Here is a 22945-nt window from a genome sequence, read left to right as displayed (position 1 = left end):
ACCGCCTTTAGGCTGGGCAGCATCATCAAGGCAGCAGTTGGGCTAACATGCTTGTCAGTGATGTTACTGACCCACCTGCATCAGCAAGGTAAATTGAGCCATCCACCTGCCTAAAGGACCTGTCATGACCCACACCAATCGCCGCTTCCTGCTTGCCAAACGCCCGGTCGGTGCCGTGCGCCGCGACGACTTCACCTTCGAGGCGGTGCCTGCCGCAGAGCCGGGCGACGGCCAGGTTCTGGTGCGCAACCTCTACCTATCGCTGGACCCGGCCATGCGCGGCTGGATGAACGAAGGCAAGTCCTACATCCCGCCCGTTGGCCTGGGCGAGGTGATGCGGGCCTTGGGCGTGGGCGAAGTGATCAGCTCCCGCCACCCCGACTACAAGCCGGGCGACCACGTCAGCGGTGCCCTCGGCGTACAGGACTATTTCACCGGCGAGCCCCAGGGCCTGCACAAGATCGACCCACGCCTCGCCCCCCTGCCCCGTTACCTTTCTGCACTGGGCATGACCGGCATGACCGCCTACTTCGCCCTGCTCGACGTCGGTCAACCCAAGGCTGGGGAGACGGTGGTGATCTCTGGCGCTGCGGGCGCGGTGGGCAGCCTCGTCGGGCAGATCGCCAAGATCAAAGGTTGCCGTGTGGTCGGTATTGCCGGCGGCGCGCAGAAGTGCCAGTACCTGAAGGACGAACTGGGCTTTGATGGCGTGATCGACTACAAGGCCGAAGACGTGCTCGCCGGCCTCAAGCGTGAGTGCCCGAAAGGCGTGGACGTGTACTTCGACAACGTTGGCGGCGAGATCCTCGATGCCGTGCTGACCCGCATCAACTTCAAGGCACGCATCGTCATTTGTGGCGCCATCAGCCAGTACAACAACAAGGAAGCGGTCAAAGGGCCGGCCAATTACCTGGCGCTACTGGTGAACCGGGCGCGCATGGAAGGCTTCGTGGTGATGGACCATGCCAAGGAGTATGGCAAGGCCGCTCAGGAGATTGCCGGGTGGCTGGCCAGCGGGAAGGTGAAGAGCAAAGAGGATGTGGTGGAAGGGTTGGAGACGTTTCCGGAGACGTTGTTGAAGCTGTTCAGTGGGGAGAATTTTGGGAAGTTGGTGTTGAAGGTTTGATAGCTTCCCCTCTCCGATGACCCGGTGGGCGCAACGCTTGCATGAACGCTGCGCCCGTTGGCTTGGCTTGTCGGTTAGAAGCTGAGCCCGGAGAAGATGATGTCTTCAGCCTGCTCGACGGACACCTTTGGGATCACTGCATCCGGAATCCTGGAGGTTTGCGACAGGTTGTAGACGGAGAAGCGTTCGTCCACGACACGGTCAGCCATCAACTTCATCGATGGCAAGATGCGGCTTTCGAAGTAATCGTCCAGGCCACAAGGCGAAATAGCTCGTCCCGCCGTTTCGTAGAAACGTCCAGCGGCCTGCGTCAGATCAACGCCCACCAGGAACACCTGCGTGAACCCTACGTGGTAGGCAATCTGCAATGCGGCATAGGCAACGGTCCGGGCGTCGAAATAGCCAGCGGATAGGTCCTTGCTGAAGCCCAATGTCCGTGAGCGCGAACGCCAGAATTCACGGCTGCGTACCAGGTCCGGCTGTGGATTGAACGCCGATTCGTAAAGGGTCGAGCGGCTTGCCTTGGTTAGTGGGTAGATTTCAGCACTGGTCGAAGTCTGGGCCGCTTCAATCTCGTCCGGCCAAAGAGCGAGCCGGCGGCTCAGCGAAAGAGCACTGGCGTAAAGGTCAGGTTGCTGCAAAGGGAATCCGGTGTCCGTGCATACATAGAAGAACGGACGGATACCGCTACCCTCGAACATCGAGATCGCGCCGTTGAGCGTGATCATCGGAATGTCGGCAAAACGCTGGAGGGGAAAATCCTTGGCTGAGGAGCCAGAGGCGACAATAAACACCGGCCCTTTGGCGATACCACGGCATGTCGCGAAATCTCTTACAGGCCCCCAAAGAGATTGCCTCTTGACGCTGAGTACTTCCACCGTGCCTCCACTGAAATCGTGCGCGGCGGACTATACACAAAACGTTTACCAAGAACCATCCAAGATCAACCACGCACAGCTCCAGTCCACCATCAGACTATTCCGATATTGGAAGAAGAATCGTCTGCCGAGGATTGTAAAAGGTGGTGTTCGCCGGGATGTCCCGGGTCACCAGCGACATGGCGCCTATGACGACATTGTCGCCAATACTGATGCAGTCGGCGATGATGCAGCTGTTGGCACCGAGGCTGACGTTGTCGCCGATGGTTAGTGAGTATTGCTCCAGGCCGAGGGTCTTGATGCCGATCGTGCAGTTCTGACGGATGAAGAAATTGCGACCGATAGTCACGTAGCCAGTGATCACTACGCCGGGCAAATGGGCGATGCGTAGGCCGGGGCCGATTTGCGCGCCGATGTCAATGTCTACCCCGTACTTGAGGTTGAGCCTCTGCTGCATTCCCCGAGCGTAGCTCCTGGCCAGGCCGCCTCGGGCGTTTAGGTACTGAGCAAGCCGGTACTTGAAGAGAAAACGCAGCTTATTGTGCCGCCGTATGCGTCGGAGGATGTTGAACAACAGGCTGATTCGGCGTCCTGGCTTTTTCTTGTTGGAGACTTCCTGCCGCCAGCATTCGAGTAGGTTTTCGAGGTTCACACGCGGGTACCAATGGGATCGACCCGCCATGATGCCCAAATGGCGACGGAGATGCAGCAGGTTGCTGCACTCCGCGCCCACTCCTTTCAGCGGACGCCAAAGGAAACCTTCGTCTGGATTTGCATTCTCCTTAGTCAGCCCATACCCACAATGGCGACCGCTAAAGACAAGTAGCCTATTGAGCTACTACATCCTGCAATATGTTAATCATTGTTACAAAATCAATAGCCCAAGAAATTGAAATGAAAGTAGGAGAATTCACCAAAGAATGGTTGAAAATCAACAGGGGATTGGAGGAATCAGTAGGTTCCTAACTACAACAGCTACGGTCCTCGACCCTGCCCTTGCACTGGGTAGCTCCCGCTTAGCGGTAGCCGCTCCCCAGAGCCGGCCCAGGTGTACAAGCCTTTGGGCTTCGCGTACCCTTGCTGCGAAACCGCCATCCTTGGGCCTTCCAGTCGAGCGGTAAAAAAATGCCAACAAACTGCACACCATGAATGCAGTAAAGAGTCAAGGTTAGAGGCTTAACTATGCACGCCCCATGTCTCGATGCTACTGATACACCTCTGGTGACAGTCATCATCGCGTCTTACAACCACGCGCGCTACATTGAAGAAAGTATCAACAGCGTTTTAAACCAGACCTATAAAAACATTGAGCTGTTGATTATCGATGACGGTTCGAAAGATGAAAGCCCAACTCTCTTAAAGCGGTTGCAAGCGCAACATGGCTTCGACCTGCGACTCCAGGCCAACCAAGGCTTGGCGCGCACCCTGAATGACGCCATCGCACGTGCCAAAGGCTCGCTGATTGTCCCGTTCGGCTCTGACGACATCATGCTGCCCCACCGTATCGCCACCCAAGTGGCATACCTGCAAGGGAAACCTGAAGTCGGCATCTGCTCGGCGAATATCGAAACAATCGACCAGAATGGTCGAGTGATGGGCGCACGCGAGCAGCGCAACCGTAACCTGCCCTTCCGCCGTCTGGACTTCGATGACCTGTTCCTGGACCGTAAGCCCGGGCCGATGGCTGCGACTCTAATGATACGCCGTGAAGCACTCGATAAAGTCGGTGGCTTCCATGACAGCATTCGGTTGGAGGATGTGTACATCGAGTTGGCGATTACCCGTGCCGGCTACTACATCGATGTGCTGGGCGAGGTGCTGGCGCAATACCGCGACCACCCGAGCAATACCTTCAAGAACGGCCGCTTCATGGTCGACAATGTGTTGCAAACCTACGCGGTGTTCCAGGACCACCCACAGTATGAGCAGGTGTGCATGAACTTCCGTAACTCGATGGTGTTGAAGTACGCCAACCGAGACAAGGCGCTGAGCCGGGAAATCCTTTCGGAAATCCCGGTCAGGTACTGGAACCGGAAGACCTTGCGCGGCATGTGGCGACTGGTCTGTTCTTAAGCAGACCGACCGCGCTTCCAGTGGATCAGCGATTGGCCATAGACGAGCGCCATGGGGATCCAGATCAGGAACCAATGCTCCTTAGGGCGTGACATGAAAGCGCTGCCTTCTGTCAGGCCCGAGGCGAAGCCGAAGATCAGCCAAGTGGCTGCAATTGTAACGCCGGGGTGCTTGCGATAAAGCCAGCTGAAGTGCATCGCCAATCCGTAAAGCGTCATCCACAGCACTAGCCCTACGATGCCACCCGCGTACAACACACCCAATTCGATGTTGTGCGGGTCGGCCAAGGTTTTGGTCAAACCGGGAATGATCACCGTCATCGGAGCGTCGAAACCATGGCCAAGCCAGGGATGCTCACCGATCTGACGCAGGGCTTCCATCCAAATAGCCGGACGGTATGACATACCACGCTGGATAACAGCCTCAGGGTAAGCCAGTACCACGCAGATGGCTGCGATTGCGACCGCCGCAATGGCCAGCAGACCACGTCGACGATCTCCTACTATCAGAAGCCAGCCTAAAGCGGCAGCCAAGCCAACCAATGGTGTACGCGAACCCGTTGCCAGCACTGCCAGCCCCAGCACTGCGAGAGAGAGCAGTGGCAGCGGGCTGAACGGGCTGCGCGCTTGGAACCAGGACGCCAACCAGTAGGCCGCGAATGCCCCAAATACGTGAGCGGTGAGCAGAGGATTGTAGAGCGCACCGTATCCATTCAACCGCCGACCGGCTAGCACTGGAGTGCTGTACAGGTAGTAAGCCAGCGACAAACCCGCTGCCATCGCAGCAAAGATCGCCGCGAACCGTGTGCACTGGTCCAGTTGCGTAGGGGAACGCAGGCTGATGATACCCGCAGCAAACAGCAGCATGGCAATGTACAGGGGCCGCTTGACCAGACTGCCTGTAGAGTTTTCGGTGTCTGACCAGGCAATGGTCAACAGTGTGTACGCACTGAACGCCAGGAAAGCCAGAAACAACGGGTTCATGACCATAGGCCTGAACAGATCCCGCTGCTTGACCAGCATCAGCAGCGTGGGAACCGCCAGAAAGATATAAAACAGTTTATGGAACGCAGCACGGTCCCAAGCCCAGAACATCCCTGTGAGGATGACCACCCACCCTACCGGCAAAACGTAGCTATTGATCAGGCTACCCAGGCGCTGAACTGGCGATTCAACTGCAACATCAACTGACATTTAGCGTTCTCTGACAAATAGGACATCGAAATCGTATGTCCTATACGATTTCGGTTTCTGAACTTCAGTGATTGCGTTTGGCTCAGCCGCGAATCTCTGCCACGACCGCAGCCAAGGCTTTGGCCGGGTCTGCTGCCTGGCTGATCGGGCGTCCAATCACGAGGTAGTCCGAGCCCGCATCCAGTGCCTGGCGCGGGGTCAGAATGCGACGCTGGTCGTCCTGGGCACTGCCCGCCGGGCGAATGCCCGGAGTGACCAGTTGCAACGAAGGATGTGCCGCCTTCAGCGCCGGAGCCTCAAGTGCCGAGCACACCAAACCGTCCATACCGGCCTTCTCTGCCAGAGCGGCCAGGCGCAGCACCTGCACTTGCGGGTCGACATCCAGACCGATGCCTGCCAAGTCTTCACGCTCCATGCTGGTGAGCACGGTCACGCCAATCAGCAGAGGCTGCGGCCCGCTGCGCTTGGCCAGTTCTTCACGGCAAGCCGACATCATGCGCAGGCCACCAGAGCAATGAACGTTGACCATCCACACACCCATCTCGGCTGCCGCCTTCACTGCCATGGCCGTGGTGTTGGGGATGTCATGGAACTTGAGGTCGAGGAACACTTCGAAACCCTTGGCGCAGAGGGTCTCGACGATGCCCGAGGCACTGCTGGTGAACAGTTCCTTGCCAACCTTTACCCGGCACAGGGCGGGGTCAAGCTGGTCAGCCAGCTTCAGGGCGGCCTCGCGGGTCGGGAAATCCAGGGCAACGATCAGGGGCGTCTGGCAGGCGGACATGGTCTGGGTCTCTTGGCAATTCGAAAACGGCGCGCATTGTAAACGATGTGGCACAGGCTTGGGTGGCCATGGGGCAGCAGAATTGGCCCAACGGGGGCCGGCTCCTATAATTGAACCAACGGAGACGGCAATCGCTCAAAATTTGTACAAGCGATTGCATTGATGATAACAGGAGAACAACAGATGCCCTGGTATGCCTGGCTGATACTCATCATAGCCCTCGGCTCGATTGTCGGTGGGCTGATGTTGCTGCGAGATACGGCGAAGAAGCTGCCTTTGACTGAGGAACAGCTCAAGAAGGTGCATGAGCGCAATGCCGAGGCGGATGCCAAGGATGCGCAGGACAGATGAAGGGTTGACGGGTACGCCGAATGCGATCCATGCCCCCACCTACCCAACACTTGACCAACGTCTTACCGTGGCATCTCTAGATGTTCAGTCCCGGGGATTCATGGATCGGATACCTTGGACAAGCACACCATTCTTAAGGATGGTCGAGGAAGAGGAGGCGTTGATCAAGCACGCGTGAGATGCTGGTGCGCTCTAAGTGCTACTTATTGCCCACCGCATTGCGTACGGATGAACAGGCCTCTGTTTAAAGTGACTTCATTGTGCCGCCGCATTCACATGGTGACTTGTGGCTGTCTGTTGCGAATCCTGTGAATGGAAGGCTTCAGAGAACATAGGGATCAAAGCATCACCCCCGTGCTCATTCAGGTGATCGTCATCGACATAGATCGGTGTACCATTGTGATCCCCGTAACACTTCCCATCGCTGCAGAGATAAGGCAGTGGGTTTAAAATTCTAACCCCGCACTTTTTGCTTGCAGCATCTTGCGCCTCCCATACGAACTCGTTCCTTTGCATGTACTCTTCCATGCTGATGAACACTCGTTTGTTGCTGCCGGGAATGAAGGCCCTTCTCGCCATGGTTTTAGGCACGCTTATTTTAAGCTCCGGGAACGGCCGGACCAAATACACGGGCCTTGTCTTTGCAAATTCGCATGCTGTAGAAATGATTCCTTCACGCATTTTGGCGAGTAACTCAGGTGCTTTGGGAGGGTATGGTTTATCTATATAAAATGTGGGGGTCGACACTTCGGCCTGGCGGTCTGGCTCATTTGGGCCGAACAGATAGGTTGACCAGCGATTAACAATGATAATTGGCACATCGGCTGGTAACGATTTTTGCTTTTCTACAGCCAGCTCCAAGAATTCGCTGCACGTATTTTTTGGATCGGTAATAAGCTTCAGGCCCAGGATTGTTGCGCAGCTATGTAGTTCCCAGTCCAAGACATTCAAGCTTTTGCTGGGGAGTGATCGTTCCACTGCGCGGACGATAGATGCAGCATGGCTATCCCCGATTACAATTGCGCCTAGCTCATTACCTCCATATGAACATTGGGATGTTATAACTTTATTTTTGCTAGCATTCACAAAGCACTCTCTAAGCCTCGGATTTCTTAGAGAACTATCGTGAAAGATTCGGCTACTATTGATGGCGACTGGTCGGCTTGGAACACCGTCATCAGTCTTGATTAGCTGACTGGGGACCAAGATGAGTGCCATGGCCGCTACGATCGTTAAGTAAGCAGTTCTTGTAGAGTTAGCCGTCAAAATGCTTTTTGACTTTAACTCTATTGCACTGTAGGAGATATGGCCAAGTATCAGAGTAATTAGCAAGCCTGCGGTGGTGGCCCCTATATCCTGACGAAGCTCAAGATAAACAAGGGCAGCGGCTATTGGCCAATGCCAAAGGTATAGGGAGTAGGAGCGATCCCCAAGCCATTGGAGGGCCCTGAGATTGGTTAGTGGTGAATCTTGAACTGAGGCTGCAATTACACAGGACGTGCCTAGCACTGGAATAAGTGCATGCCAACCGGGCCACACATCACTAGGAGAGATGAAAGCAATCGAATAAGCAATCAGGGTGAAGCCGAGAAGTGCAATGCATTTGGCCGCAGTGCCAGACGCGGGGAGTCGTAGTGAAATTAGAAATACCAGGCCGCCGAGCAACATCTCCCAAGCGCGCATGGGTAGTAAATAGAAGGAGGCGGAGGGGTAGGTGGAAGAAAGAGATATAGAAGCAAGCAACGAAACCATAGCCACTACCGACAGCACAACGAAGGCGCTTAGATGGCTAGGTTTAAACTTCCACGCGGCCATCAAAGCCATAGGAAGAACCAGATAAAACTGCCACTCAACAGAAAGTGACCAGGTGTGCAGCAGCCATTTGTCGTAAGAGGATACGTCGAAGTAACCTGATTCTTTCCAGAATGTTGAATTGGAGCTGAAGGTTAGCGCCGATATTACGTGGTGCGCCAGGGTTTTATACTCGCCCTGGGCTAAGACAAACCAACCCATGAGCAATAGCGTTACGCACAAGGCCATCAGTGCGGGTAGAATTCTTTTGGCACGGGCCAGGTAAAAATTCATTAAAGAAAATTTTCGATATTCAAGCCCGGCAACAATGATAGATGTCATCAGAAAACCGGATATAACGAAAAATACATCCACACCAACGAAGCCTCCTGTAAAACCTGGTACTCCGAAGTGGTAGAGAATTACAGCTACAACAGCCCACGCCCTTAGGCCGTTGATGTCAACTCTGAACGCGCGCACGTCGCGATTATTATCCGTCTGGCTCACTGATACCAATCCAAATAGGTGACGGGTGCTACGGTGCCCGCCAAGGTGGCGCAAAATTCTACAGGGAATATCGTCATTCGGGCAGTGCGTGGTTTTGCGATAGCGTCCCCCTATGCGTAGCCAGGACCCATTGAGTCGTTAAGTGAGGGGGAGGGTTCGCAGGTTCAGAGAACCGCCTACCGGCTGTGGTGGGGGGGGGGGAGATCGGTACCGCTCAGTCGTCGACCTTTTAGGGGTAGCTGTTGTAATTGCAACCACCACGGCCGGCAGAGCATCGAAAGAGGGGAAAATCGATTCCACAACTGAAGCGTCGACCCTGCAGTATAAGGCCTGCAGTTGTGCTGTTTCTTCTTCGTTTTTGGAACCGATTTTCCAGTCTATTCCGCATGAGATGAGCACTCATCCTAGCGTTCGAATTTGTACGTCTCCACCATAAAAGCTATTGGTTTACTGATGTTTGATACCGCAAGGCCCTCAAACGGTTGCCAGCGATGGGCTGCAAAGCAGCCCTGACACCGGCGATACAGGCGTTGAGAAAAACGCATTAACAAGAGCCAGCATTCCCTCCTGGCTTACTCAACCATGAGTTTGCTCCGATTTCGCTCCAGCAAGGCATTGCCAATCCCTTTGATTTCCAGCAACTCATCTACCGACGTGAATCGTCCGTTGGCCTCCCGATAGGCAACAATGGCCTCAGCTTTGGCTTTACCGATTCCATTGAGCTCTTTCTGCAGAGTGACCGCATCGGCCTTGTTCAAGTCCAACTGCCCAGACCGGGCCTCCATCTGGCTCACCAATGGAACAGGCTCTTTCACCGCACTGACATCAGTCGGCGCAGCGCTCAGAGAAAAGGACAGGCTGGCGAACAATGGCAACAACAGGTAGCTGAGGACGGTATTGCGCATGAGTGATCACTCCATTGAGTTAGGTGGGTATGCAGCGGATTCCATGGCTGCCCACTCAACCTAGCGGTTCACTCGCAATCCGACCAGCAAGTACGTCTCGGGAATTGTGACTGAATTAGACGTCACAACATGTTGCGGTACAATTTCGCACAACAGGTTCGTATCCCCCCTTCCAAGTCACAGGATTGGCCCTCGCCCTTCATCCAAGATGGAAACCTGCCAACGACCCAATGAACCTCCATGGGGGCTGGCATAATTGGGGCGCCAATCCACTGCGCGCGCGCCCATAAGCCCCACACCCACCGAAACCTAAACTAGCCGTCCGAGGTTAGCGCAGTATCAAGGTGTACTACCCAGAGGACCGACTCACTCAAACAAGTCAGCGTTTTCCAGTGCTTTACCTACTAGATCCTTTGCAGAGAGCGAGGGCACAAAGTCAATGGGCCAATCAATGGCGATATCCGGATCATCCCAAGCAATGCAGCGCTCACTCTGAACCGAGTAAAAGTCTGTTGTCTTGTAGAGAAACTCCGCCGCCTCACTCAGCGTCACAAAGCCGTGGGCGAACCCTGGCGGAATCCACAACTGTTGGTGATTTTGTGCAGACAACACGGTACCCACCCATTTCCCAAAGGTGGGTGAGCTACGGCGGATGTCCACGGCCACGTCAAACACCTCGCCTTGCACCACACGCACCAGCTTGCCTTGAGCGTGTGGTGGCAACTGGTAGTGCAAACCCCGCAGTACACCTTTTACTGATTTGGAGTGGTTGTCTTGTACAAAGTCCACTTGGAGGCCGGTTGCTTCCATGAAGACTCGTGCATTGAAGCTCTCGTAGAAAAAGCCACGCTCATCGCCGAATACTCTGGGCGTAAACAGAACAACTTCAGGGATGGCCAGTGGAATAGCGTGCATCAAAATACCTTCACTTCAGCAGGTTCTTCAAATACTGCCCGTAACCGTTTTTCAGCAGCGGCTGCGCCAGATTTTCAAGCTGTTCAGCGTTGATCCAGCCAGCGCGGAAGCAAATTTCTTCCGGGCATGCGACTTTAAGCCCCTGACGCCGTTCCATGGTCGCGATGTATTGGCTAGCATCAAGCAGGCTGTCATGAGTACCAGTATCCAGCCATGCGTAGCCGCGCCCCATGATCTGGACGTGCAATTGCTGCTGCTGGAGGTACAAGTTGTTAAGATCGGTGATCTCCAGCTCACCACGTGCTGAAGGCTTCAGCTGTCGGGCCAACTCGACCACTTGGTTGTCGTAAAAATAAAGGCCAGTGACCGCATAGCTAGACTTGGGTACCTTTGGCTTTTCCTCGATCGACAACACACGGCCGTGTTCGTCAAACTCTGCCACCCCGTAACGCTCCGGGTCGTGAACGTGATAGGCGAAAACGGATGCCCCCTCCTCTCGCTGGTGTGCATTCATAAGCAATGACTGGAAGTCATGGCCATGAAAAATATTATCCCCCAGCACCAACGCAGATGGCGAGTTTCCAATAAAGTCGGCACCGATCGTGAAAGCCTGCGCCAGCCCGTCCGGGCTTGGCTGTACCGCGTAGGAGAGGTTGATACCCCATCGACTTCCATCACCCAGCAGTTGCTCAAAACGAGGGGTGTCCTGGGGTGTCGAAATAATCAGGATGTCACGAATTCCAGCCAGCAAAAGCGTGCTTAGCGGATAGTAGATCATCGGTTTGTCGTACACCGGCAACAGCTGCTTCGATACAGACAAGGTCGCAGGGTGCAGGCGCGTGCCCGAACCACCTGCCAGAATGAGTCCTTTACGTGCCATAAGAATTCCTAGCGCTGAATTTCGTCCAGCATCCGTTGCACACCTTGTTGCCAAAGCGGCATCTTGAGGTTGAAGGTTTTTTCAAGTTTAGCCAATGCCAGACGAGAGTTTCGCGGTCGCGCCGCTGGAAGGGGATAAGCCTCGGTACTGATCGCGCCAACCTGTTCTGGGGAAACCTTAAGGAGAACGCCATTTCGGCTGGCATGTGCCAATACAAACTGGGCATAAGCGTGCCAAGTAGCTTCCCCGGCGGCCGCTAGGTGATACGTGCCAGCCAATCGGTTCGAATCCTGTCTACTGAAGACCTGCAGCAATAAATGCGCAGTGACGTCGGCGATCAGCTCCGCACTCGTCGGGGCGCCGAACTGGTCAGCCACCACATTTAACGTCTCGCGTTCGACCGCCAGGCGCAGGATTGTCTTGGCAAAATTCTGACCGCGCGCAGCATATACCCAACTAGTACGCAATACCATCGCAAGAGCACGGCTTGTTTGGATTGCCCGCTCACCGTCGAGCTTTGTACGGCCATAAACAGACAACGGGCCGGTTGGGGAATCCTCCAGCCACGCAGCCTCACCACTCCCATCGAACACATAATCGGTAGAGTAATGAATCAACCAAGCACCCAATTTAACCGCTTCTCGAGCAAGCACGCCGGGTGCTTCGGCATTAATCTTGGCCGCTAGCGCAGGCTCGCTTTCAGCCTTATCCACTGCTGTATATGCGGCAGCGTTGACGATTACAGTCGGAGCGACTGCCCGCACCGTCGCCGCTACCCCATCAAGATCACTGAGATCCCCACATAAGTCACCGTCGCCATTACGGTCAAGCGCGATCACCTCTCCCAACGGTGCCAGCGAGCGCTGTAACTCCCAGCCGACTTGCCCATTTTTGCCCAGCAGCAGAATTCTCAATCTTTTCTCACCCCATATTGCTGTGAAACCCAATCGCGGTAGCTACCGTCCATGACCCCCTTAACCCACTCTTGGTTAGCCAAGTACCAGTTGACCGTTTTCCGTATACCGGACTCGAAGGTTTCTGAGGGCTTCCAACCGAGTTCGCGTTCAATTTTACGGGCGTCGATCGCATAACGGCGATCGTGGCCTGGACGGTCTGCTACGTAGCTAATGAGCTCAGCATAGTGCGCAACTGGCTTGCCCGTGGATTGGTTGACCACATTGCGTGACGTCGCAGGGGCGAGTTCATCCAACAGCGCACAGAGCGTGCGTACGATATCGATGTTGGCTTTCTCGTTCCAGCCGCCGATATTGTATGTTTGGCCACAGGTTCCGGCCTCCAGCACCCGGCGAATACCGGAGCAATGGTCTTCGACGAATAGCCAATCGCGGATCTGCTGGCCGTCGCCATAGACCGGCAACGCCTTGCCGGCCAGGGCATTGACGATCATCAGTGGGATAAGCTTCTCGGGAAAGTGGAACGGGCCGTAGTTGTTCGAGCAATTGGTGGTGAGCACCGGTAGACCGTAAGTATGGAAATACGAGCGCACTAGGTGATCGCTCGCTGCCTTGCTTGCAGAGTAAGGACTGTTTGGTGCGTAAGGTGTGGTCTCGGTAAAAGCTGGGTCGGTAGGGCTCAGGGTGCCGTACACCTCGTCGGTTGACACATGCAGGAAACGAAATGCCTCCTTCTCTGCGCCTTCCAGGCTGTTCCAGTGGATGCGAGCGGCTTCCAGTAAACGGAATGTGCCCATTACGTTCGTTTCAACGAAGGCTTCTGGACTGGTGATAGAGCGGTCTACATGGGATTCCGCTGCGAAATGAAGTACCGCGCGAGGCCGATGCTCAGCGAATAGCTGGGCCAGCAGCGGCGCATCGCAAATGTTGCCTTTAACGAAATGGTGGCTGTCGTTTCCCTCAAGCGACTGAAGATTGGACAGGTTGCCAGCATAGGTCAAAGCGTCGAGGTTCAGGACGGGCTCATCGTTGCGAGCGCACCATTGAAGTACGAAGTTGGAACCGATAAAGCCAGCACCGCCTGTAACAAAAATCATGAAATTTCCTCAATTATTTGTACAAATCGTTGAATTCACCAACCTAAGTGTAGACCGGTAAAACCAATATGAATCTAAGCTGGTTTTGCCTCTGGTTAGACGTCTATCCGACGCTGCTGGTAAACCCAATCGACGATCTCACCCTCCGGTGAGTAGCCGCTCACCAGTACTCTCAGGAGCTGGCGCACGCGAACAAAGTCTTCGTCAGTAATTGCAGCCATTAAGGATGACAAATGCTCCTTGAGCGCATCCCAAGTCATGAAATCTTCACTAGCAGTCATGATCATCGGATGCTGTGTTGGTGCGACATTATCTCCTATCAACAATTCCTCATAAAGTTTCTCGCCGGGTCGCAACCCACTAAACTCAATTGAAATGTCTCCGTGTGGATTTTTTTCCGATCTAACACTAAGCCCAGAAAGATGAATCATCTTTTCGGCTAAAGCTGCGATCTTAACAGGTTCCCCCATGTCCAACACAAAAACGTCGCCCCCCAACCCCATGGAGCCTGCCTGGATCACCAATTGAGCAGCCTCGGGAATCGTCATGAAATATCGAGTGATTTTCGGATGCGTAACGGTGAGCGGACCGCCCGCCTTTATCTGTTTGTGGAACAATGGAATCACTGAACCCGAGGAACCAAGGACATTACCAAAACGCACCATGGTGAAACGTGTTTTGTTGACCCGCGCTACGTTCGCTGAGTCCCCGAACAATACAGGCGCAACTTCTTTGCTGAGCGCTTGCAGAACCATCTCCGCCAAACGCTTGGTACTGCCCATCACGTTAGTCGGCCGAACGGCTTTATCCGTTGAAATTAACACGAAATTTGCCACGTTAGCCTGCAGCGCTGCTTGGGCAGTGTTCAAAGTTCCCATAACATTATTAAGGACGCCCTCGGCAATGTTATGCTCAACCATAGGCACATGCTTGTAAGCAGCAGCGTGATATACTGTATCGACGCGCCACAATATCATGGTGTCGAGCAAATGTTTCGAATTCCGAACAGACCCGAGAAATGGCACCAACCTGACAGACAGAGACTCGCGATATATTCTCTGCTCGAGTTCACTATGAATACTATAAAGATTAAATTCGCTATGCTCGAACAGCAGTAAGGCCTTTGGCTTGAGCAATAAAATCTGCCGGCAAAGCTCTGATCCAATCGACCCCCCTGCTCCAGTCACCATAACGACTTGGCCGGTGATACAGTGCGCAAGCAGATCACTCTGCGCAGGGACCGCATCGCGGCCGAGCAAGTCAGCGATATCGACCTCTTGGATGTCGTCGACTTTTACCCGCCCACTAGCAAGGTCCATTACGCTCGGAACACTCCGGACGTGTAAGGGGAAATGTTCAAGCGCGCTTAAAACCTCCCTGCGTCGAGCACGTGTTGCAGAAGGAATCGCCAACAGAATCTCCTCAGCCCCGGTGAGATCTATCATTCGCTGGATATTCTTACCGCTAAATACCTGTAAGCCTGAGATGGCCCGATCGGCAATTGATTCATCATCATCGATAAATGCAACAGGTCGCAAAACCCTCCCCATACGCAGTGCTGCCAACAATTGGTTTCCAGCAGCACCTGCCCCGTAGATGGCCACTCTCGGTAGCCCATTGTCGCGGCTGGCAAAGGGAACATGCTGCTTCGCAGCGTACCAATCCCCCAGGAAATATTGGCGCATCAACAATCGCAAACCGCCAATCATCACCAAGCTTAACCACCAGTAATTAAAAATGATGGACCGCGGAACGACAGTTTTATGATTGCTATACCAGTAAACTATCAAGGCAAGGATGAGAGCCGATAGGGTTACCGCCTTGAAAATAGCGATCAACGCATCAGTACCGAAATAGCGCATGACTGCCCGATACATACCAAAACGGATAAAAATCGGGATCGCGACCACAGAAGCGGAGGCGAAAAGCCAAAGATGACCAATAAGCGGATTGCTCATCTCCTCGTAGCCTAAACGGACGACGAATGCTAGCCACAGCGCTATCCACACAAGCAGGACATCCACGACAACCTGCAGAGCACGCTTGTAGCGTCGCGGCAAAGCGACCATTCGTTTTCTCAAACTATCCATAAACCCTCAATTCCCATTCGCCATCCACTACCTCGATGATTGTACCTCTGCGCCACTTCAAGGGTGGAAGCAGGTCAGCGGACCTCAGCTTGCCCCGCCCGATATTTTAGAGCTAAAAGCAACAAAGGCACGTATGCGATGACCAAACCCAGCGCACCGTTCAGTATCCCCAAGGTTACGAGGCAGGCCAATGGCAACAACCACAGCCCATTTATGAATAGCACTGCCATTGTGACCGGCAGGTGGCGGCCATAATGCCGCGAAGCATACTGATAGGCATGACTACGGTGGGCCTCATAGACCTTTTCCCCGCGCAGCAAACGCCGGAGCAAGGTCACCGTGGCATCGACGATGAATACGCCCAACAGAATCAACCAACCGTAGAGAAGGCTTGGCGAGATCCATGCCGCCTGAAGCGAAAAAATACCTAGGGTAATACCCAGGAAGCCGCTACCCGCATCGCCCATAAAAATTTTGGCAGGTGGAAAGTTCCAGATCAGGAAGCCCAGGACAGCACATGCCAGAGAAATTGGCAGCACAGCATGTGATTGCTGGTTGAGCAAGCTGTAAAGCACTGCACCTCCAAAGCAAACAGTGACCGCCTCAATGCTCGCTAAGCCGTCGATACCATCCATAAAATTGTAGAGATTAAGAAGCCAAACCAGATATAAGACTGCGAGCACGTGCCCCCACCAGCTGAGATCGACCCGATGACCGAAGACCATCACTGCGGGCATACCACCCAGCCAGAACAGCACCCATGCTGCGCTGAGAAAATGACCTAGTAATCGCCACCGCGCAGCGACATGCCCATGGTCATCCAGAAAACCTAGCAACGCGATGCCCAGCCCCGCCCCCACCAGTGCAATGGCGGCATCCGACTGAAGTAGACCCAATCCGGAAAGGAATGGAATGGCGAGTAGAAAGACCACAACAATCGCGAGACCACCGCCTCGGGGGGTCGGCAACGTGTGTGAGCTTCTAGCATTCGGTACATCAATAATGCTTCGAGCCAAGGCATAGCGCCGCAACGCTCCCGTCATGAGCCAACTAAAGACAATGAGTGCCGGCAGAATAGTCCACGCGATCATGCTTTCAAAAGTTCCAGATAGTGATTAGCCGTTTGGAGCAAGGCTTGCTCGACTGTCACGGGCGGTTTCCAGTCAAGCAGCTCTTGGGTTTTTGTGATATCGACCTGTAATGATCCACAGAGGCGATCTGCTACTGCTGCTCTTCCAAGCAACTTCGCCCCTGCCCTTAAGATAAGCGTAGGGATAGGAACCAACATGGCATTGCAGCCAAGAGCAATAGCCATTTTACGCATGAGTTGTGGCGTGGAGAGGTCGTTCCCGTCACTAACCAAAAATACCTGATTCACCGCCCGCGGATGATCAGTGCAAACCCTTATCAGATCAACCAAGTTATCTAATGCAACCAAGCTACGCTTGTTATGGATCGCCCCTAGCGGAAGGGGCACACCTTTAAGCAACCAGCGCATCATGGAGAGAAAATTCGCTCTCACGCCAGGGCCGTAGACAAGTACAGGACGGATGATACTCACCTCCATCCCCGTTTCAAAAGCCAAGGTAAGCAAGGCTTGCTCCGCCTCAAGCTTAGACAACCCGTAGGCATCAACAGGCGTAGGTATTTCGTCCGCAGAGTAAGGCGCGCGGCCATCAGTTCCTTCGCCGTTTACCTTGATCGAGCTCAGAAAAACGAAACGCTTGACGCCCGCATCAACTGCTTTTTGGGCCAGCTGCAACGTACCTTGCACATTGGCTTTACGAAACTCTCGGAGAGGGTGCGCAGATGGGTCATTCATGATATGGACACGGGCAGCGCAATGAATAACGGTCTGAATCCCTTCGAGTGATGGCTGATCCTCAACCTCGGCCAAATCCCCCATGACTAAGGTCTTCACATAAGGAGGCAGTGCTACATTGGCTTTTCGTACACCCGCTATCACCTCAACGTCTGGTTCCTGCAGCAACCGCCGCATAACATGGCCCCCCACAAACCCTGTAGCTCCTGTGACTAAAACTCTTCGCTTCATCACACGCCGCTCTCCAAAGTGCGATAAATTTCAAGATGCTGAGCGACAATACCTTCAATAGCAAAGACATGCTCTGCAAAAGCCCGGCCTGCAACGCCCATTTCAATACGCCGCTGAGGGTCATCAACTAAACTCTTTATGGCATCCGCTAGAGAATAGACATCTCGAACTGGAACCAGAAGCCCGGTAATCCCAGGCACAACCGCATCTCGGCAACCAGGAACATCAGTTGTAACAACCGCTCTGCCGCATGCAGCCGCCTCAACCAAGACCTTGGGTAGTCCCTCTCGATATGATGGCAATACGACAATATGAGAATTGCAGAAGGCTGTAGCTATGTCAGACTGATACCCCAGATAAGTTACCACGCCCTCCTCCGTCCACTTCTGCAATTGATCAAGGCTGATACTGGTTGGATTGCCTGGGTCAGGCTCCCCAATCAATTGGAATTTTGCAGAGAGACCTTGCTGCTTTAAAAAGCGTGCAGCTTCAACAAACTCTACTACACCTTTATCACGCAACAACCTGGCCGCAAGCGTGATGACGGGTATGCCCATCGGTTCAGGATGGGCTTTATACTGACTAAGGCTAACACCTGAACCACGAATTATAATACTTTTCTCTTCAGTAATTGCCCCTAACGCCTTCAGTGCTTCTTTATCATCTGGATTCTGGAAAACTACTTTTAAATTATTCTTACCTAATGCAAACCTGTAAAAAACAGAGATAACCTGACGAAGTATAGTCGCTTTTCTACCACTAGCCATAAATACGAAGCCAAGACCGGATATTGCCGCAAGCACCCCCTTCACCGGGGATAAGCGCGCAACGACTCCTCCATATAAAACTGGTTTTATAGTCACCAGATGAAGAATACTGGGCCTTATCCTCCAACATAAACACCAAAGAGCGAAGACTGCTCTAACTTCACTAAGTGGATTCTTTCCGCTACGCGACAGCGGAAGCATATGATGCCTAAATCCAAGCGCTTCGATCTCGGCGACAGCAGCACCTGACTGTGTTGCTATATGAACTTGGTATCCTTGCATCCGAGCTTCCTCAGCAATGGGGAGGCGATGAGAGAGAAAGAAAGATGGCTCGTTAACAACTATAAGCAAAACAGGCGCTTTGCGACCTATCCTTTCGGCGTCGAAGTTGCGGTTATTCTCCACTTTCTTAAACCCTTTTAACCAATGTGTCATACAACTTACCAAAGCGCTCAGAGGCAAGCGAAAGGCTAAACTCACTGATCACGCGAGCTTTTGCGTCATCTGCTAACTGCTTACGTTCATCTTTACTCTTTTTAATCATCTGATCTAGGCCGTCGGATAGTTCAACTGCATTCTGAGGCGGGACCAGGATCCCTTTTCCACCGAGCAGAATAGATGCATCGCCGACATCTGTGGAGACACATGGAACACCAACGAGCATGGCCTCGCCGAGAACATTGGGGAAACCTTCGGTCTGTGAGTGCAGACAAAATATATCCATCGCTTTCAAGCACGGTGCGACATCTTGGCGTTCTCCCAGTAGAAGGTACCGTTCAGAGTAGCCCGTTGAAGAGATAAGCCGCATCAAAACCTCGTTCTCTTTATCCAACCCTCTACCAACCATTAGGAAGCGAAGCTTGGGATACTGCCTTGCCAAGATCGATGTGGCGTCGATGAAGTTGGCTTGGTCTTTCACGGGGTTGAACCGCCCTAGGCTACCGATAACCAAATTTTCATCAGTCAGGAGTAAATCTTCGCGAATACGTCGCCGCTGCTCATCACTAGCAGATAACCGAGTGATATCGAAACCATTGGGTATGACGAGCATTTTAGCGGCATCATAGCCGATCCTGATATGTATTTCTTTGGATGCTTCAGCCGCGCAGACTATTCGAGTGGGCACCATTTTCGAAAGCGAAGCGCATACCTTTCTGACTAATCGTGTACCAAGTTTCCCGCCTCGTTCAAGATCAGTTGTTCTGATGCCCCAAATTATGTTCTGATTCCCCGCAGCGCGAGCAGCCAAGCCACCCAGCAAGTCCGCATGGTACATCCAAGTTTGAACAATGTCTGGCGAATATTTACGGATGAGCCTAAAGAGGCGAAAAATAGCAAAAAACGTACTTTTAAAGCCCTGCATCTGCAGATCAAAGACCTTTACACCTAGCGCTTGTAACTGCGGGCCTATTACTCCTTGTCCGGTCAGAGAAATAACAATATGCTCGTACTGCGGCAGATGAAGGTGAGACTCAATGAGACGCCTGAGCATAAGCTCTGCACCGCCAACATTGAGTCCGGAGATGATATGCAGGACTCTCACAAATCTTGCTCCATTAACCACGCCTGGAACATCAAAATGCTCCACAACTTCCTAGACCGATCCACCTGCCCATCGATATGCTGCGCCCAAACTCTCCTAACAGCACCTGAATTAAAGTAACCTTGCTGTTCTAGCAGCGTAGAATCTAGTAAAGTTTCGGCCCAGTCACGCAAAGGTCCTCGGAGCCATCCCCCGAGTGGAATAGAGAACCCCTTTTTGGGTCGCTCAATTAACTCCTTTGGAACATGACGATAGAGAAGCTCCCGCAGTATCCACTTCCCTTTACCATGGCGTATCTTTTTATCAAGCGGAAGCGTCCAAGCAAACTCCACAACCCTGTGATCCAATAAGGGGACGCGGGTCTCTAAACTGTTATACATGGCAGCACGGTCAACTTTTACCAAAATGTCATCAACCATATAATTTTGAGCATCTTTATACATCATCCAATGCTCAAAGCTGTCAAACAGCTTACTGGTTTCAGCACTATTAAGCGAACTCGGAAATTCTCGCTCACGCAGAAGAATATCGGAAGGCCTCTTCCAGTGACTCATTAGCAAATCGTAAAATTGCTCCTTACTACCAGCGTTGCAAATTTCTAAAAGCTTTTGCAGTTTATCCGGACCAAACATGGAGGGAGTAAATTTTTGAACAAAATCCCGAAAGAATAACGGGACGCTTGACAGGTGACGCCAATAACGAGGGGCAAACTGATAGGTGTTATAACCACCAAACAGTTCATCACCGCCATCCCCGCTGAGAGCGACTGTCACAAGCTTCCGAGCCATTCGACTCACTAAGAGCGTTGGAATTTGCGAACCATCTGCAAAGGGTTCACAGTAGATTTTTGGAAGGACAGGAATAATAGATTGCGCGTCAGAAGCACCAACATACAGTTCCGTATGATCGGTCCCCAAATGCTGAGCAACAGCCCGCGCATAGACGGCCTCATCGAACCCAGAATCTTCGAATCCAATAGTAAACGTCCGTACTGGACGACTGCTTTGTTTCTGCATAAGTGAGACTATGGCGCTGCTGTCAATACCGCCACTCAAAAAAGCTCCCAGCGGCACGTCAGCTAATACTTGCCCTGCGACGCTATCGACGATACGTTCCTCAAGCAGATCAATTGCTTCGTCATCGCCACCTAAGAACTGGCTCTCAATTCCCGATAGCGCAACCTCCTGCAAGTTCCAGTATGTATACTCTGCGAGCAGGCTCCCATCTTGAGATATAGTGATGAATGTTCCCGGGCGAAGCTTATATACATTTTCATATATAGAATAAGGCGCAGGCACATAATTATATTTAAGGAACATTTCCAATGCTTGAGTAGAGACTACTCTACGCAACCCTGGGAAGGCCCGAAGTGATTTTAACTCAGAAGCGAATAACAGGGCATTATCACTTTTACCCCAATATAGCGGCTTCTCGCCCATACGATCTCTGGCCAGTGTTAAGTGCCCGCTTTGATAATCCCACAACGCCAGAGCAAACATACCCACGGCGGCTTTCAGCGTTCTTTCAATACCCCAAGCTTCAAAGCATGCTAGTAGAGTTTCAGTGTCTGAATGGCCACGCCAAGTAATAGACACCATCTCACGTTCAAGCTGAGCACGCAATTTTAGATGATTGTAAATCTCGCCATTGAAAGCAATTACATATCGCAAAGTATTAGAAAACATAGGCTGATGGCCTGCAGCACTAAGATCTACCACTGCAAGGCGACGATGTGAAAACCCGACATTACAATTAGAATCGAACCATAACCCACCGTCATCGGGGCCTCGATGCCTAATAGCATCACCCATTGCCTCCAGCACCACGTGCGGGTTATCAAGAGACTTCGAGGAAAGAAGAAATCCAGCAAATCCGCACATCAGAGCATAGCCTCTTTCAAAACTTTTTTATTCGACCTTGGCAAAAAGCGAAGTCGAACCCAGAACATTAACATAATTGCGTAGAAGCAAAGATTAAAGAACGCCCCAATCCACCCATGAAAAAGATAGACCAAAGAAAAACATGAGATCAGCATTACATACCGAGGACCCGCAAACCTCTGCATAAAACTGTAAACCACCACCAAAAGGCATACTACATAAGCTAACAAAAGCACCACGTATTCTTGAAGAATTGCCGCCCAACCTGCCAAACCAGGATTGGTATTCCAATAGGCATCGGTGTACCCCAGGGTATCGGCCACCAAAAACGAGTTTAAGCGGATATATTCTAGACCAAAAGCTTTGAAAACAACCATCTGAGGCAGCCCATCCGCCCAATACGAAACAAACTCCCCATTAAGATAGCTAGAATGCAATCGATTACAATTTTCAATTATTAGCGCAACATGCCCAACATGCTGGAAGCGATTCATCACATACTTAACCGCTTCACCATAGCTTTCAAAACTCATAGAAAGGATGCTGGTAAAAAAATCCGAAACACTCAAGCCAGAACGCATCGCCCATTTCGCTTCGATAAAAACAGGCAAAAGAGCAAATAGAATTAATAAACCGCAAACACCCTTAGACAACATCCGCAAAGATATATATATCGGATAGCCGCGACACATCAGCATAACCAGGACCAAAAAAACTCCGCCCATCCACCCCCGAAGCAGCATAGACAACAGAAAAACTATACAATTGAGCCAAAACAACCTATTCGACTTTAAACCCAGCCCAATCAATATAAATAAAATATCTGGCTGGAGAAAAATAAATAGATAACTGACTCCCCCCCCTCCCTGAGAATCAACCCCTGCCACATTCACGCCAGATATTTGATTAAATGTTAAAAAGGCTAACTGCAACCAAAATAAAAAAACACCATAAGCACGCCCTAGCTCGCGATGGAAGGACACTCCACGATCTAGGAAAAGTCGATAAACAAGCCACAACAATAGTAAAAAAAATACTTGTAGTGCAAATGAGCAAATCAATGTTTCACTAGACAACTGAAAAAACTTTCCCTCAAGAAACATCCCATCATCGTTAACAGCAAAAACCAAAGAAACAAAATTCGCAAAAAAATACAGCAACATCAGAACAACAAACGGGGAAACTATCATATAGATCT

General features: G+C 52.2%; 20 protein-coding genes. 3 read left to right on the top strand and 17 right to left on the bottom strand.

Annotated features, from left to right (window positions below; genetic code table 11):
- Positions 1 to 124: 124 nt before the first annotated feature.
- Positions 125 to 1126 (top strand): NADP-dependent oxidoreductase, encoded by a 1002-nt coding sequence (locus tag IF103_RS06660; protein ID WP_023379307.1) that lies wholly within the window; start codon positions 125 to 127, stop codon positions 1124 to 1126.
- Positions 1127 to 1200: 74 nt separating this feature from the next.
- Here IF103_RS06660 and IF103_RS06655 read toward each other — a convergent pair whose 3' ends face one another.
- Both IF103_RS06655 and IF103_RS06650 read right to left on the bottom strand, forming a co-directional pair.
- Positions 1201 to 2004 carry a WaaZ-like lipopolysaccharide core biosynthesis protein gene (locus IF103_RS06655; RefSeq protein ID WP_027907241.1) on the bottom strand — a complete coding sequence of 268 codons (804 nt, stop codon included), beginning with the start codon at positions 2002 to 2004 and terminating at the stop codon, positions 1201 to 1203.
- A 97-nt stretch (positions 2005 to 2101) separates the two neighbouring features.
- On the bottom strand, positions 2102 to 2656 hold the full coding sequence (locus IF103_RS06650; RefSeq protein ID WP_027907240.1) for a serine acetyltransferase: 555 nt from the start codon (positions 2654 to 2656) through the stop codon (positions 2102 to 2104).
- 530 nt (positions 2657 to 3186) lie between these two features.
- Here IF103_RS06650 and IF103_RS06645 point away from each other — a divergent pair.
- Positions 3187 to 4077: a glycosyltransferase family 2 protein gene (locus IF103_RS06645; protein WP_041925446.1), complete on the top strand. Its 891-nt coding sequence runs from the start codon at positions 3187 to 3189 to the stop codon at positions 4075 to 4077.
- Here the strand turns inward: IF103_RS06645 and IF103_RS06640 are convergent.
- A complete protein-coding gene (locus IF103_RS06640; protein WP_104882835.1) occupies positions 4074 to 5270 on the bottom strand; it encodes an O-antigen ligase family protein in 1197 nt (398 codons plus the stop codon). The genes IF103_RS06645 and IF103_RS06640 overlap by 4 nt on opposite strands.
- 82 nt (positions 5271 to 5352) lie before the next feature.
- Positions 5353 to 6054, bottom strand: coding sequence for an orotidine-5'-phosphate decarboxylase (gene pyrF, locus IF103_RS06635; protein WP_023379299.1), 702 nt, complete (start codon positions 6052 to 6054; stop codon positions 5353 to 5355).
- Positions 6055 to 6237: 183 nt separating this feature from the next.
- Between pyrF and IF103_RS06630 the strand changes: the two genes are divergently transcribed.
- The gene (locus tag IF103_RS06630; RefSeq protein ID WP_182942558.1) at positions 6238 to 6405 is read left to right on the top strand and encodes a DUF2897 family protein; all 168 of its coding nucleotides are present in this window, start codon (positions 6238 to 6240) and stop codon (positions 6403 to 6405) included.
- A 255-nt stretch (positions 6406 to 6660) separates the two neighbouring features.
- Here the strand turns inward: IF103_RS06630 and IF103_RS06625 are convergent, their stop codons facing one another.
- The 13 genes from IF103_RS06625 to wzy form a co-directional block, all read right to left on the bottom strand.
- Entirely contained in the window at positions 6661 to 8703 is a 2043-nt protein-coding gene (locus IF103_RS06625; protein WP_202675964.1) for an acyltransferase family protein, read from the bottom strand.
- Positions 8704 to 9275: 572 nt separating this feature from the next.
- Positions 9276 to 9608, bottom strand: coding sequence for a ComEA family DNA-binding protein (locus IF103_RS06620; RefSeq protein WP_104882043.1), 333 nt, complete (start codon positions 9606 to 9608; stop codon positions 9276 to 9278).
- Positions 9609 to 9974: 366 nt separating this feature from the next.
- Entirely contained in the window at positions 9975 to 10523 is a 549-nt protein-coding gene (gene rfbC / locus IF103_RS06615) for a dTDP-4-dehydrorhamnose 3,5-epimerase (protein WP_202675963.1), read from the bottom strand.
- Positions 10524 to 10533: 10 nt separating this feature from the next.
- Positions 10534 to 11403, bottom strand: coding sequence for a glucose-1-phosphate thymidylyltransferase RfbA (gene rfbA / locus IF103_RS06610; protein ID WP_104882045.1), 870 nt, complete (start codon positions 11401 to 11403; stop codon positions 10534 to 10536).
- An 8-nt stretch (positions 11404 to 11411) separates the two neighbouring features.
- Entirely contained in the window at positions 11412 to 12317 is a 906-nt protein-coding gene (gene rfbD, locus IF103_RS06605; RefSeq protein ID WP_202675962.1) for a dTDP-4-dehydrorhamnose reductase, read from the bottom strand.
- A complete protein-coding gene (rfbB, locus tag IF103_RS06600; protein WP_202675961.1) occupies positions 12314 to 13414 on the bottom strand; it encodes a dTDP-glucose 4,6-dehydratase in 1101 nt (366 codons plus the stop codon). The genes rfbD and rfbB overlap by 4 nt, the downstream gene beginning before the upstream one ends.
- A gap of 95 nt (positions 13415 to 13509) precedes the next feature.
- A complete protein-coding gene (locus IF103_RS06595) occupies positions 13510 to 15504 on the bottom strand; it encodes a polysaccharide biosynthesis protein (RefSeq protein WP_202675960.1) in 1995 nt (664 codons plus the stop codon).
- A 74-nt stretch (positions 15505 to 15578) separates the two neighbouring features.
- Positions 15579 to 16595 (bottom strand): MraY family glycosyltransferase, encoded by a 1017-nt coding sequence (locus tag IF103_RS06590; protein ID WP_202675959.1) that lies wholly within the window; start codon positions 16593 to 16595, stop codon positions 15579 to 15581.
- Positions 16592 to 17557: a UDP-glucose 4-epimerase family protein gene (locus tag IF103_RS06585; protein WP_202675958.1), complete on the bottom strand. Its 966-nt coding sequence runs from the start codon at positions 17555 to 17557 to the stop codon at positions 16592 to 16594. Before IF103_RS06585 ends, IF103_RS06590 begins: the two co-directional genes overlap by 4 nt.
- The gene (locus IF103_RS06580; RefSeq protein WP_202675957.1) at positions 17557 to 18759 is read right to left on the bottom strand and encodes a glycosyltransferase family 4 protein; all 1203 of its coding nucleotides are present in this window, start codon (positions 18757 to 18759) and stop codon (positions 17557 to 17559) included. Before IF103_RS06580 ends, IF103_RS06585 begins: the two co-directional genes overlap by 1 nt.
- Positions 18734 to 19867, bottom strand: a complete 1134-nt coding sequence (locus IF103_RS06575) for a glycosyltransferase family 4 protein (RefSeq protein WP_202675956.1) — start codon at positions 19865 to 19867, stop codon at positions 18734 to 18736. The genes IF103_RS06580 and IF103_RS06575 overlap by 26 nt, the downstream gene beginning before the upstream one ends.
- Positions 19864 to 21747, bottom strand: coding sequence for an asparagine synthase (glutamine-hydrolyzing) (asnB, locus tag IF103_RS06570; RefSeq protein WP_202675955.1), 1884 nt, complete (start codon positions 21745 to 21747; stop codon positions 19864 to 19866). The genes IF103_RS06575 and asnB overlap by 4 nt, the downstream gene beginning before the upstream one ends.
- The gene (gene wzy / locus IF103_RS06565; protein WP_202675954.1) at positions 21747 to 22937 is read right to left on the bottom strand and encodes an oligosaccharide repeat unit polymerase; all 1191 of its coding nucleotides are present in this window, start codon (positions 22935 to 22937) and stop codon (positions 21747 to 21749) included. The genes asnB and wzy overlap by 1 nt, the downstream gene beginning before the upstream one ends.
- Between the last annotated feature and the right edge of the window lie 8 nt (positions 22938 to 22945).

The organism is Pseudomonas sp. SK2, from assembly GCF_016772395.1.
In the GTDB taxonomy this organism is placed as follows: Bacteria; Pseudomonadota; Gammaproteobacteria; order Pseudomonadales; family Pseudomonadaceae; genus Aquipseudomonas; species Aquipseudomonas taiwanensis.
This window is presented reverse-complemented; position numbering and strand designations above follow the sequence as displayed.